Source organism: Marinobacter sp. S6332 (assembly GCF_023016045.1).
Taxonomy (GTDB): Bacteria; Pseudomonadota; Gammaproteobacteria; order Pseudomonadales; family Oleiphilaceae; genus Marinobacter.
The window spans coordinates 50,962-64,488 of record NZ_JALKAP010000015.1 but is presented as its reverse complement, the minus strand read 5'-3'; the positions used below and the strand labels follow the sequence as shown (position 1 = coordinate 64,488).

The 13,527-nt window shown below is 51.4% G+C and carries 9 protein-coding genes; 1 reads left to right on the top strand and 8 read right to left on the bottom strand.

Annotation, left to right across the window (positions count from 1 at the left end; all coding sequences use genetic code 11):
• Window position 1: 1 nt before the first annotated feature.
• From MWU62_RS17575 to MWU62_RS17560, 4 genes are read right to left on the bottom strand one after another with little or no spacing between them, the layout of a single operon-like run.
• A complete protein-coding gene (locus tag MWU62_RS17575; protein ID WP_247116093.1) occupies window positions 2-895 on the bottom strand; it encodes a hypothetical protein in 894 nt (297 codons plus the stop codon).
• Window positions 892-3,438: a cyclic nucleotide-binding domain-containing protein gene (locus MWU62_RS17570; protein ID WP_247116092.1), complete on the bottom strand. Its 2,547-nt coding sequence runs from the start codon at window positions 3,436-3,438 to the stop codon at window positions 892-894. Before MWU62_RS17570 ends, MWU62_RS17575 begins: the two co-directional genes overlap by 4 nt.
• A gap of 14 nt (window positions 3,439-3,452) precedes the next feature.
• On the bottom strand, window positions 3,453-4,883 hold the full coding sequence (locus tag MWU62_RS17565) for a serine/threonine-protein kinase (RefSeq protein ID WP_247116091.1): 1,431 nt from the start codon (window positions 4,881-4,883) through the stop codon (window positions 3,453-3,455).
• Between the two features lie 14 nt (window positions 4,884-4,897).
• On the bottom strand, window positions 4,898-6,904 hold the full coding sequence (locus MWU62_RS17560) for a caspase family protein (protein ID WP_247116090.1): 2,007 nt from the start codon (window positions 6,902-6,904) through the stop codon (window positions 4,898-4,900).
• A gap of 455 nt (window positions 6,905-7,359) precedes the next feature.
• Between MWU62_RS17560 and MWU62_RS17555 the strand changes: the two genes are divergently transcribed.
• Window positions 7,360-7,911: a hypothetical protein gene (locus MWU62_RS17555; protein WP_247116089.1), complete on the top strand. Its 552-nt coding sequence runs from the start codon at window positions 7,360-7,362 to the stop codon at window positions 7,909-7,911.
• On the opposite strand, the gene MWU62_RS17550 is transcribed toward MWU62_RS17555, so the two are convergent.
• The 4 genes from MWU62_RS17550 to MWU62_RS17535 all read right to left on the bottom strand — a co-directional run bounded on the left by MWU62_RS17550 (window position 7,908) and on the right by MWU62_RS17535 (window position 13,494).
• On the bottom strand, window positions 7,908-8,798 hold the full coding sequence (locus MWU62_RS17550) for an EamA family transporter (protein WP_247116088.1): 891 nt from the start codon (window positions 8,796-8,798) through the stop codon (window positions 7,908-7,910). The genes MWU62_RS17555 and MWU62_RS17550 overlap by 4 nt on opposite strands.
• Window positions 8,799-8,824: 26 nt before the next feature.
• Window positions 8,825-10,582 carry a NahK/ErcS family hybrid sensor histidine kinase/response regulator gene (locus MWU62_RS17545; protein ID WP_247116087.1) on the bottom strand — a complete coding sequence of 586 codons (1,758 nt, stop codon included), beginning with the start codon at window positions 10,580-10,582 and terminating at the stop codon, window positions 8,825-8,827.
• Window positions 10,566-11,729, bottom strand: a complete 1,164-nt coding sequence (gene ercA / locus MWU62_RS17540; protein WP_247116086.1) for an alcohol dehydrogenase-like regulatory protein ErcA — start codon at window positions 11,727-11,729, stop codon at window positions 10,566-10,568. The genes MWU62_RS17545 and ercA overlap by 17 nt, the downstream gene beginning before the upstream one ends.
• A 244-nt stretch (window positions 11,730-11,973) precedes the next feature.
• Entirely contained in the window at window positions 11,974-13,494 is a 1,521-nt protein-coding gene (locus tag MWU62_RS17535; protein WP_247116085.1) for an aldehyde dehydrogenase family protein, read from the bottom strand.
• Window positions 13,495-13,527: the final 33 nt, after the last annotated feature.

Here is a 13,527-nt window from a genome sequence, read left to right as displayed (position 1 = left end):
GTTACCAGTAATAGAAAACAGACAGAATGTGGATGGTCAACGCAGCAAGCAGTGCAATGGTGAACGGAACATGAACCCATAGCCAAACCTTTAGACAGGCGTTGAATTTGATATCTTGCCGCAATTGCCGGGTTACGGTCTGCCGCCGGCAAACCACTTCCAGCAAGCTTTGTATATTTGCGGCTTCACCCTGCTTGCGTGCACGAGGAATGCATTTGGCGACGTAACCGATAATGGTTTGTTGGTCGCGATTAGATACCGGCCTGCGCTGAACGCCGCCTTTTTTATCTTTTTCGATCAACACGACGGTTGAGCCATCGCGGCCCAATAGCTGGTCCAGCAAGCCACCACCTATGGCAGTTCGGTCAATAGCAGTATCAACGGCGCTGGCCAAATTTGGATGGCAACGCTTGGCCAATGCCCGGCCTTTTTGATTCAAGTCGTTGAGCTCTGAAAAGAGTTGGCGCTGCGACAGGTTACGACGGTTTCTTGCCATAAGGTGCGGGTAACGCCGATAGAAATATAAGCCTACAAAGCCCGAAAAAATCACAACACACATCAACACATAGGCAAGGCTATGAACGTTCAAACCAATCTGCAGTGCCGAATGCAAACTCACAACAATCAGCAAAGACGCGCCCAGATAAACATGGGCAGAGGTCCATGCCTGCACGTTACTTTTTCCGTAGCGCCGCTTAACAATGCCCAGCGTGGTTAACCAGACAATCAACGCCAACCCAATACTCCCCAATATATACCCTTGCCAGGTACCTCCATTGGGGGGCTGGAAATCGTTATGCGAGCCAAAGAGCACGATCGCACCAAGAATTAGCAGTAGCGCCCACCAGCCATACCGCCCTTTGCGATATTCAAGGATGGATTGATGCAGCTTCATTGTTTTGCCACCAGTTTAACCAGATGCTCTGGAGCCAGACGCGCTGCCGCACCAGTGGGACACGCATTGACACAAGCAGGGCCGTTGGCAAAGTTCATGCAGGCATCGCACTTCACCGCTTTTTTGCCTGCACCTGAAGCCCCCTGATCTGCGTCCTCCCGCCCAATACTCAGCTTGTCGGGCGCCCCCTTGAGTAGCCAACTAAATAGGGATTGTCTGGGCTGGGGTGTATGGGCAAGCTGAATAGCATCATAGGGGCAATGGGTGACGCAGTTGCCACAACCAATACAACTGTCATCAATAAATACCTCACCGGATTCAGCCCGGTGAATGGCATCCGGTGGGCAATCCTTCATGCAGTGGGGGTGCTCACAGTGTCGACAGGAAATGGCAAGGTGCATCTGCGCAAACGATGGCCCTTCCGAGCGGTTCAAGCGGGAAATGCCGTCATGGGTGTCGGCGCAGGCCTTCTCGCAATGGTCGCAGCCGATGCAAAGGCTCTCATCAATGACCATAGCGTTGGTGGCTTCCCCCATGCCCTCGCCCATCATGAATCCGATTAACGAGCCCTTATCTGCCTGAGCTTGCATGGTGGTGTAGGTTCTAGCGTGCTTGCTGGCGCGCGCTTGTAATTGGGAAATACTGCTGGAATCAAGGTTGACCAGCTTCATAAAACTGTCGCGATGCAGCACGATGGTTTCTGTCAACACAGACGCTTTTGCCGTGTGCCTGCGCACGGGCTCGCCCATCAGGGCCATCTCCCCTACCAGCTCATCAGCCTGAAGCTGTGCAACTACCAGATCACCCTCTTCACTGCTGCGCTGAAGCGTTACGGCGCCCCGGCGAATAACATGCAAGCAGTCGCCTTCTTGGTCTTGGCGAAACAGCGGCTCGCCCGCTTGGTAGGTGTTCAATTGAGTGGTTTGGGCGATCTCCCGCAACTCACCAGGGGAAAGCTCCGGGGCAAAATGTTTCTGCAGCGCACGTACGGTGAAAATCCAATCAATGCCGCGGCGTACTTGGTCGTTGCTGTTCAGCAACTTGATCATGGTTCGGCGCGGGGTTTCCACCAACACGCAATCACTGCCAGCAACCGCGGTGTATTCCCGGGGGCGACCGGATACAAGGCTGTCTTCACCAAAAAATTGGCCGCGCTCCAAACGTACCGGCTTCGCACTTTGCTCATGGCGCTCTAGAATGACTTCGCCATCAACAATCATAAAGAAAGTGTTGGTGTAGTCACCGCGCTGAAAGATGGATTCTCCCGCGCGTATGAGCTTACCCGTTTTTGGTGATGGTTGACGCTGCGCCGCGGCTTCAGCCAGCTCCGCGGCCTGTTTTTTGGTGTTCTCGAATGATGGCCCTTCAAGCGCCACCCATATACTGCTTTCTATAACCAATTGGCGAAATACCAATACGTTCAACTGACTGAACATAGGAATTCGTTGCTGAAACAGGTGCAACAACTCGTCAGGTGGGCGGCGGTATGGCAAAAGGCCAAATTGAAATTCCAGCAATTCGTGATCGGCGGGCTTTATATCGTTGCCGTGGATGTACTCCACCACATCGTAGCCCTGATTCATGGCCTGCTTGATCAGCGGGTAACCAGCCAGAGAACCAACCACATAAATGCCGGGTACAGACGACTCATACTGTCCATTTAGAATTGGCGCAGCGTCAATCGCCTCACTGCTGAACTCAATACCTATGCTTTCAATAAATTTACGCGGCGGGAAACCACCTAAGCGGGCAATAATGCGATCACAGGAGAGAACTTTACGCCCCGTTGGTGTTTCCACTGCGAAATTTATACCGTCGTCGTCAGCTTCCAGAGCTGCCGGGTTGGTTTCGTAAAGGCAGTCCAGAGTAGTGCGTCGGTCATTTATCGCTTGAAGGATAGCGTTCAGGTTTGCTTCTTTGGCCCGGGAAAACTCAGCGCGGCGGTTTATAACCGTGACATGATTTTTTTTGCTCAGTGCCAAAGCATTTTCCAATGCCGAATCTCCAGCACCCACTACCACAATTCGCTCGCCGTTGAATTCCTCAGGATCATCCAACGTGTATTGAACGCGATCGGCTAGAGCGGAATCGCCCTCGCCTGCTATGTTGAGCTTGCGTGGATTACCTTCCAAGCCGATGGCTAGGATAACAACTTCTGCTGTAACGACATCTCCATTGGCCAACGCCAGACTGAAGTTACCCCGCTCACCGGTAATGGCCTGCACTTCGGCCTGATACCTTACCTTGATACCGTTACGTGCTATGTCCTCTTGCCACTGCTCCAGAATTGCTTCGCGTGAGCCTGCGCCAAATTCGCAATCGCTACGCAGGTGCAAAAAACCCGGTTCGGCCATTACAAACTTGCCTTTCTGGTAACGCTGAATAGTTTTTGCGGGCTGACTAAAACTTTCCAGCAAGATATGGGTCGGCTCGGAGATTTCTCCGGCTTCCATTCGAGCACGGTCGCGCTGAGCGGCCCGCGCAGCAGCACTCAAGCCCGCTGGTCCCGAACCAATAATGGCTATATGAACATGTAGCGTCATCGCGCATGTCCTCGTTAGTTGTTATTATTTTCCAATACTTCGTTGCCTAAACGGTCAAGCTCATCCCGCAATGCGCGAAACTGGGCGTTGTCAGGAAAAGCGTCCAAGCCTGCTTTCAGATGAGCGTTGAGCGTTTTGAAATCCTTTTGGCGATAGTAAGACTGCGCTTGCTTTTCAAGCTTATCCTCCATCTTACGCAGCCCTGCCCGAGCCCGCGGATTACCCGGGTCCAACTCGAATACCGTGTTGTAGACATAATAGGCACTGCTACCTGACGGGAAAATCAGCCTGTTCGCGCTTTCGTGCATGTTGGCAACCCTAAGTAGCTTTTCCACTTTTTCCTGTGTTGCAGGCGAGACATCATTGGCAAAAGGCTGAACGTTTTCCAGTTGGGCGGGCTCCGCTTCGTCCTTGCCGGAGAGGGTGTAAAAGCCAATACCGCCAGTAAGCAAAAGGGCCGCCACAACCCCGCTTAAGAGCGCCATAGACGGTCGGCCCTTCCCTTTTGCGTATAGCTTCGGGTCCTTGCCGCTTAGTTCCGGTTGCGTAACCAGAAGGGTTTCTTCACCAGAGGCCACCTCACTCCCTTGAGATGCATTCTTGCTTCCCTGTTTGAACGGTTCCAAAGCCCGCGCGAATTCGGCAGCACTTTGAAACCGATCGTCAGGTGACTTGGCTAGGGCCTTTGCCATTACGGCATCTAAAGATTTAGGCAAGGAGGGATTGAATACAGAAGGCGGTTCAGGATTGCTCTGAACCAGCTTCATCATGGTGGCATGGACGCTGTTGGCGCTAAAGGCTTTTTCGCCCGTCAACAATTCATAAAGCACCACAGCAATCGAAAACAAATCGCTGCGAGAATCCATAACCTGCCCGGAACACTGCTCGGGTGACATGTAATTTGGTGTACCCATTACAGCACCGGTTTGTGTCAGGCTACTGTTATCGACTCTGGCAATACCGAAGTCAGCAATCTTTATGCGCCCGTCTTCGGTTAAAAATATATTGGCGGGTTTAACATCTCGATGAATAATGCCGAGTTTATGTGTGTACTCGAACGCATCCAGAACCTGACAAGCGATATCGATGGTTTTGGTCAGCGGGAAACGTGTTCCACCCGTCAGATACGCTTGTAAGTCTTGCCCATCGACAAACTCCATCACAAAATAGGGTTCGATTGCACCGTTGGCACCCTGTGCTTCGTCGGTGTCGAAAATTCCTACAATGTTGGGGTGGCTAAGCTTGCCAACCGCGCGAATTTCGCGGCTAAAGCGCTGCCGCAACTCTTCACCTTCAGCGCCTTGCAGCAAGTGTGCGTGAATGGTTTTGATCGCCACCCTGCGGCCGATGGCGGAGTCGTAACAAGCGTATACAACGCCCATTGCTCCCTCGCCTAAAACCTCTTCAACTTTATACTTAGCGAAGCTTTCTCGCACTTGTGTCATAACAGAAAGACCGATTAGATGGAGTCAACTGGCTTTAGAAAAAACTCACCACCTTCATGGCCTGCATGTTTAATGGGTGCGTATTCCGGCACCTGGGCCTGATTGATACGCGCCATGGAAACCCGCATCTGGCGCATTACCTGCCGGTATAGGCTATGCCCCTCAAGCAAAGTACTGTTCTCGTTCAATACCGATAAAAAGGCCTTGGCAAACACCGAATGTTCGCCTCCACCAATATCCAACACCGGCCGCACCCCACCGGAAGTTAGCACTGTACGTGCGTTTACTTCACTCATAGCAGACACCCACTCCGCACTGGGCTGGGCTTGTCCCTCAACGCCGCCCGCGGCTAGATTGGTCTGCCCTAGAGTTCCCGAGTAGCAAGAGTCTGCAATTACCATGATATGACGCGCAGGGATGGCGTTAATGATATCCGTAATGGCAATGTTGGAAATCCAGTTGGTGCGGCGCTCTGGATCAGCATCAACAGGCAGCCAATAGCCACGATCATTCACCCTGTCGATCTCGCCATGACCTGCGTAGTAAATCAGCAAATTGTCATTGGCCGTCATGGTTCGACGCATTTCATCAAGGCTGCTCAAAATCTCGTAACGGTTAGCATTGAGTAGCACGGTGGTTTCGAAACCATAGCGTTCGCGCAAAACTCTGTCCGTTGCTTGGGCATCGGCTACGGCAGTGCTTAGGCTCGGAATGCCTTGATAGCTATTGTTGCCAATGATTAGCGCCCTGTAGCGGCCCAGTTCCAGCTCAGTACTTTGGTTGAGCGCTGCTTTCTTGTTAGGCGTTTGGTCGGAAAATATCGTGAACGAATAGTCTACTTTCTGCCCCAGCTTATCGGTGGCAACGATATCTACGGGCGTAATACTGCCCTGAAGCGGAACATTGGCCCAAAACATACTAAATTCGTCCAGCTCGTGGAGCGAACTATTGATAAGCAGTTCTTCAAGACCTCCCGGCACATTGATTTTGCCAAAGATTTCCTTCTCTTTTACGGACTCCTCAACCACCGCCCCACGCACACCGCGGGTAATGCTCATGGGCGGATCGATGAGCTGAATACTCATGCGGCCCTGATTCAGCTCCGCAGAGGCGAGTTGCATGGTGTTAGCTTCAATTTCTTTTTCGAGACTTTGCTCCTTCGACTGAAAGTCTCGCAAAGCCTTTTCTCCAGCTGAAAGCTGTTGCTCGTAGTCTGTGATCTCCGCTTGCAGTTGTTGCTCCATGGACGGATCCACGCCATCGCTTTGCTCGGATTTGGCTAAACGCAGCTCCAGTTCTTTGCTGCGCTTTTGGGCACGTGCCAGTGCCAACTCTTGATCAAGGTTATTCATTTGGTCACGAACCGAGACCATTTCCTGTTGTAAGCGCAGGTTTTTCTGCTGTTCGGCTTCAAGTTGGCGTTGCAGTTTGGCGAGCTGATCCTGAGAGACACGAGCCACTTCAATGGTTGAAGCAAATTCCAAGTTATCGTTCTCAATTCCAGAAGCTTGGCGATATAGATTCAGCGCCTTGGCCGAATCCTGTGCCACTCCCAAGCCTTTCTCATACAAATAGCCTAGGTTAATTTGCGCCTCTGAGAAGCCCTGCGCGGCGGACTTCTCATACCAATAGGCCGCCGTTTGGAAATCTTCTTTAAGACCCAAGCCTTTTTCATAAATCTGGCCAACATAGTTCTGCGCCTCGGGATCGCCAGCTTCGGCCTGAGGCAACCACACTTTGAGTGCTGTTCGGTAGTCAGCCCTATCGTAGGCTACGTATTCGCCACCACGGATTTCGCAGTCTGCGGCACTGGTTTTTACTGGGCGTCGTGCAGCAGCATAGGCAAAGCTGGTTCCTAATTTGCGAACTTGAGGGGGTAGAAGACAATCGACAATCAGCAGCTTGTCGGCATCGTCTGGCACTGCGACAGTTTGATCCACATGTGCACAAGAGCTGAGGAGTATGGCGCTAGTGATACTTGCAACCATTGCTGTGACAGGCATTTTTTTGTTGATAGGCATTCTAGTCTCCGTTATCCCTAACTTGGCCCCAACACAGTGCATATACACTGAGTTGGAATGCTGATAGTGGTGTCGTGAAGCTTTTTCCCACTTTCACATTGCCGGTTCAACTAACTGGCATTTATTTGGCTCGTTTTTAGTATAGTCACCAAATGCATTTACGACACTTCCTCACTATAACCTGCTTGTGCTCCATGCTTGTTGGCTGCACGTCCTTCACTTACGAGCGCTTGCTGCGTGAGGAAAAAATTACCGGCCTTAGCATTCACTCCGATCATTTTGAGCACCGCGTATTTAAGTCTACGTTATTAATTCAAGAAAGTTTCAAAACTCCCCTATACCTTTATATAGGCGGCGACGGGCGACCGTGGCGAACATCCAGAGAAGTGGCTAGAAATCCCACATCTGAGCACTCAATTGTGCTTAAAAGCATGTTGCAGGCGGAGCCCAACTCTATGTATATCGGCCGCCCCTGTTACTACCAAGTGACGGATGCGCGGTGTCAGGGGACTTGGTGGACACATGACCGATACCACCCGGATGTAGTGAATAGCTTGCTGAAGGTAGTCGAGCAGGTGTCAGAAAGCCACAAAGAACTTTGGCTTATCGGCTACAGCGGGGGCGGCACCCTAGCCGTTTTGGTGGGCCGCAGGCTGAAACGACCAGTGAACGTGGTTACAGTGAACGCAAATTTGGATCATCAAGCTTGGACCAATCACCATCAATACTCTCCCCTTACTGGCTCGCTCAATCCCATTCGCGATCTAAAACGCAATCCAGAGATGCGAGAACTGCATTGGCATGCAAACCAAGATCGAACCGTTTTACCGGAATGGATAGTCGCTTATTGCGAGAAGACCCAAACCCGCTGCTTGCCTTTCGAGGGCAGCCATACGAGCTGGACTTCTCTATGGCCATCGATGCTGCACTGCAGTCAGAACGTTTTCAGGCAAAGTGGGAACAAAACTCACGCTTTGCCAGTCCCAGAGAATTGCTTCAGGCCTTAGCCTGCTTCAGCAGCCAGCCGAGCAGACCAACGTGATGCCCGCTGAGACAACACGGCCTGAACTGCACCAGACACGATAATTAACGCACAGCCAGACAGTTGCATGACGTTCAAACTTTGACCAAACAGAACCCATCCCAATGCAACAACCGTAATGGGCTCCAAATAAGCCAGAGTGCCATAGGTGGCTGCCGGAAGAGCCTTCAACGCAACTACTGCAAGCATTATGGCGAGAAACCCGGGAACAATGCCTGCGGTAACCAGCCAGCCCCACTGGGCCCCAGCAATACTGTCATTTTGTTGCAGCATGAAAGGCAGCATACATAGGGCGCCCACTAACATTTGAAAACCACTACGAGTCAATACATGTACCCGCTCATGAATTAAACGGTTCGTCAGTATGAATGCTGCGTAGCAAAGCATTGCACACAGCGCGTAAAAGAGGCCGACAACCTCCTCCCCGCGCCCTGAAAGATTAAAGTTGAACTCCATCATCATGGCGAAACCAAATAAGGCTGCGCCTATGAGGGCCGCGCTGCTTCCTGACAGTCGCTCCCCCATAAAAAAGTGGGCAACAATAGAGGCGGTTACAGGCGCCAAATACAGCAACATTACAGCGTTCGCCATGCTGGTATAGTTCATGGCGACGATATAAAAAACTACGAATCCAGCTAAGAATGCGCCGGTCACCAAAACCTTTACTCCGGGCCAGACAAATATTTTTGCCTTTTGGCCTGTCGCGAGAAGGAAGCCGCCCATTAAAACCGCCCCTATGAAAAGGCGATAAAAGGTTACTGTTTCAGCACTAACATCGGCGTAGATAGAAATTGCACCGATAGTGCCCATGAAAACAGCTGCAAAAATGGCAGCCAGTACATGTAAATTCATTCGTTCAAAAGTCCTTATGCTGTGTGCTAACCAGATGCTAACAAGCTCGACAACAGTGCACGCAAACGATTGGGTTTCACCGGCTTATTGAGAATGGGCAGTTCCTGAAGCCGCATCAGTTGTCGCGTTTCTGCGCTGTGGTCGGCGGTGATTAAAGCTGCGGGTATTTTCTGCCCCAACATGTTGCGGATGGCGTGAATTGCATCAGAGCCAAGTTGCTCATGATCAAGATGATAATCAGCCAGAATGGCTACCGGATTCTCGTTTGTGGTCTCCAAATATGCAATAGCAGCGTCGCTACTCGGAGCTGTAACAACCGAGCAACCCCAACGCTTAAGTAACAGCTTCATGCTTTCCATAACCGAAAGATCATTATCGATAACCAGAATTTTTGCACCAGAGAACCCTTTGGCAAAGATTTGGGCCGTATTAATAGTCGGTTTCGACACTTGTGGCTCTCGATTCCCTTCCATCGGAAGCGTCACCGCAAATCGAGAACCTTGCCCTGAGCGGGAAACCACATCCATTTCGCATTCAAGCACTCGAACCATTCGATCCACTATGGCCAGCCCAAGCCCTGCGCCCTGCCGGCCACCGGTACCCTGTGGTATAAGCTGGTGAAATTCAGTAAAAATCTCTTCCAGCTTGCTTTCCTCGATGCCCACTCCGGTATCCCACACCTCAATCCGAAGGGCGTTGGGCCTTGATCTCAGTGCAAGCAAAATCCGACCTCTCGGCGTATACCGAAAGGCATTGCTGAGCAGATTTCTTAACACTCTGGTTAGCATTCTCTGATCGGTTTTCACCATGGCTGGTATTGTACGAATGCGAAAATCTAACCCGGCATTGGCTGCAATTGCTTCGAATTCCTCCCCTAGTCCTTCAACCAAAGCCGCAACGTCGGTCATAACCCAATCTGGCACCATAGCTTGCTGATCAAGCTTCGATATATCCAGCAGGTCTGCCAGCAAATCCTCTGCGCCTTCGAGGGCGCGGTGAACCTGCTGAACCATTCGGCTTTCTTCAGCTGGCAACTGGCTTTCCTGTAGCGCTGAGATCATAAGGCGGGCAGCATTCAGCGGCTGCAGCAAATCATGGCTAGCTGCGGCCAGATACTTGTCTTTGCTGCGGTTCGCATCCTGGGCAGCCTTTACTGCAATCACCAGTCCGCGCTCTGCTTTCTCTCGTTCTTCAATTTGATAGTGCAATCCCGCGTTGGCCTGTTGCAGGGCTGCTGTGCGCTCATCCACTCTGCGCTCAAGGTCTGCATTCAACTGCACCAGTTTTTCGCGGGACTGTACTCGCTCACTGATATCGGCAACAAAGGCTTCAACCACTTCTGGTCCTAAGTCAGGCCGCCGAAGTAATGTAATTGCCACATGCACGGGGGTTGAATCCGCTCGCCTAAGGCGGGTCTCGCGCGCACTCAGGCTGCCATGGTCAAGCAACTCCTGACGGAGGGAGTCGAACTCGCTGGCGCTGCAGAAAAGCTGTTCCCTAAGGCGAATTACGCGCTGCTGAAGATCCTCCGGGTTTTCGTAGCCACAAATCTTTGCCATAGCTGGATTACAGGCCAGAAACCCTGCTCTCAAGTTGCCCTGAAACACACCATGCAAGGCGTTTTCAAATAACCACTTATACCGGTTTCGCTCTTGCTCAAGCTCTTCAATGCGATCCTGAAGCGCCGGGTAATAGTTCTTTCTGACGGATTGGCTGCCAAACCCCAGCAACTCCCCAATGCCGTATCCGCCAGCTTGAGCTTGCTCGTCAGAGGGCTTCTTCATATACAACCTGAACGTCTCTCAACGATGACTTGCGGGGGTTGGTTAGTATGCAAGGGTCCTGAAGAGCAAACCCGGATAGGTAAGGTATATCAGATACGCTAACACCGAAATCAGCCAGACTTTCATGTAGGCCAACTTTGCGTTTGAGCTGGATAATGCGATTCATCAGGTGTTTCTGGATTTCCGGCTTGCCCATTCCTCGGGTATCAATATCCATAGCCTCGGCGACACGCTTGAATCTGTCTTCCGCAGATCGATAGTTGTAAGCCACCACGTGTTCAAGCAGCAACGCATTGCAAAGGCCGTGGGGCAAATCAAGAAAGCCACCCAGACTGTGAGACATGGCGTGAACAGCGCCGAGTATTGCGTTGGAAAACGCCAGCCCTGCTTGCATAGATGCCAGCATAATCTGCTCACGTAGGAACGGATCTGCTGTGTTCTCGACCAAGGGCTCAAGGTTGCGGTTGATCAACCGAATAGCTTCCAGTGCATGGGAGTCTGTTAAAGGGCCGCTTCCCGTCGAAACAAATGCTTCAATCGCGTGAACCAGTGCATCCACACCTGTGCAGGCTGTCAGGTACCCGTTCATGGTTTCAGTGACTTCCGGGTCGATCAAAGAAACATCCGGCACCACGGCTTTACTGATTATCGAGAATTTGAAGCGGCGGTTAGGGTCAGAAATGATGGCAAACTGAGATACATCAGCTGATGTGCCTGCAGTCGTCGGAATAAGGATTAGCGGCGGAGGCGGGTTAGAAATAGTGTCTACGCCCTCAAAATCGAGAATATGCCCACCGTTGCTGACAATAATCCCGATTCCTTTGGCGCAATCCATTGGACTGCCGCCGCCGATGGCAACGATAACATCACAGTCGGAAGATTTATAAAGCTCGGCACCGGCCATCACCTCGTCTACCCGAGGGTTGGCAGACACCCCAGTAAACACCTTTGTTCGCAAGCCTGCATCGGTTAGTAAAGTGACAATTTCACCCACCCAACCTGCACCCGCAACACCGGTATCTGAAACAAGAAATACGTGCTTTGCCCCAAGATTGCTTGCAAAGTTCGCAACAGACTTACGCGCCCCTGCGCCGAACACAATTTCAGGCGAAACGAATTTTCTCAAAACAGATATGTCGTGACTCATAGGGTTCGCTCAACATTATGTTTTTTTTATTGAAGTGAGCGAGAGTTTAACCCAGTTTGCCTATGGCTTCATGGGCTTTGAGTGAGCCTCTTGCACGCTGTAACTTTACCGGCTGAGAAAAATAAAAAAGGGCCCTATAAAGGGCCAAAAGTGCAGAACACAACAGTGAACAGCTTCAGAGAAAACCGCGGAGGGATTGCAGTCGCCCCTCGTGGCAACAAGGGGCGACTCGTTTAGCTATATGTCAGAAAAAGCCCAACGGATTGACGTCGTAACTTGTCAGCATGCACTTGGTTTGCTGGTAGTGATCCAGAGCCAGTTTGTGGGTTTCTCGGCCAATGCCGGATTTCTTGTAGCCACCAAAAGCAGCATGGGCAGGGTAAGCGTGGTAGCAGTTCATCCACACCCGGCCGGCTTGAATGCTGCGGCCCATACGGTAGGCTCGGTTAGTGTCTCGTGTCCAAACGCCGGCACCCAGACCAAACTCTGTATCGTTGGCAATCGCAAGAGCTTCCTCTTCGGTTTTGAAGGTTGTAACACCGACAACCGGGCCAAAGATTTCTTCCTGGAACACCCGCATGCTGTTATCACCCTTGAAAAGGGTGGGCTGAATGTAGAATCCGTTATTGAACTCGCCTTCCATGTTCTCACGATCACCGCCTGTGAGAACAACAGCACCCTCCTGCTTACCTATCTCAAGGTAAGACATGATTTTGTCGAACTGCTCTTTACTGGCTTGCGCACCAACCTGAACGTCAGTATCCAGAGGATTACCGCGCTTGATCGCTTTGGTGCGCTCCACAACCTTCTGCATGAATTCTTCATACATGTCTTCCTGAACCAAAGCACGCGATGGACAAGTGCAGATTTCACCCTGATTGAAGAAAGCCAGAACCAGACCTTCAACACACTTATCGACAAACTCAGGCTCCGCATTCATTACATCCGAGAAGTAGATGTTGGGAGACTTGCCACCAAGCTCAACCGTTGAGGGGATGATGTTCTCGGCAGCGCACTTCAGAATGTGGGAGCCAACCGGAGTTGATCCGGTGAACGCTATCTTGGCAATTCGGGTGCTGGTAGCCAGAGCTTGCCCGGCCTCAATACCGTAGCCATTGACGATGTTCAGCACACCCGGTGGCAACAGATCACCAATGACTTCCATCAGCACCAGAATGCTCACTGGCGTTTGCTCTGCTGGCTTGAGTACGGTGCAGTTACCTGCAGCCAGACAAGGCCCTAACTTCCAGGCTGCCATCAAAATCGGGAAGTTCCAGGGAATTATCTGGCCCACAACGCCCAAAGGCTCATGAAAATGATAGGCCACGGTATTTTGGTCTATTTCACCCATGTGCCCTTCTTGAGCCCGGATGCAGCCTGCAAAATAGCGGAAGTGGTCAGCCGCCAGCGGAATATCCGCATTTAGGGTTTCGCGAACGGCTTTGCCGTTATCCCAGGTTTCTGCAACTGCCAGTTTTTCGAGATTGGCTTCAATGCGATCTGCAATTTTCAGTAGAATGTTAGAACGCTCTGCTGCAGAGGTTTTACCCCAAGCCGGTGCAGCCTTATGGGCTGCATCAAGTGCCAGATCAATATCTTCGGCAGTCGACCGAGGAACCTCACAGATCACCTCACCAGTTACCGGCGTAGTGTTTTCAAAATACTGCCCTTTAACCGGGGCAACCCACTCACCGCCAATATAATTTCCGTAGCGTGATTTAAAAGAAACAACGGAGCCTTCTTGTCCTGGTTGTGCGTAGATCATGGTATGAACCTCTTGTTGTGTTTTTGCTGAACA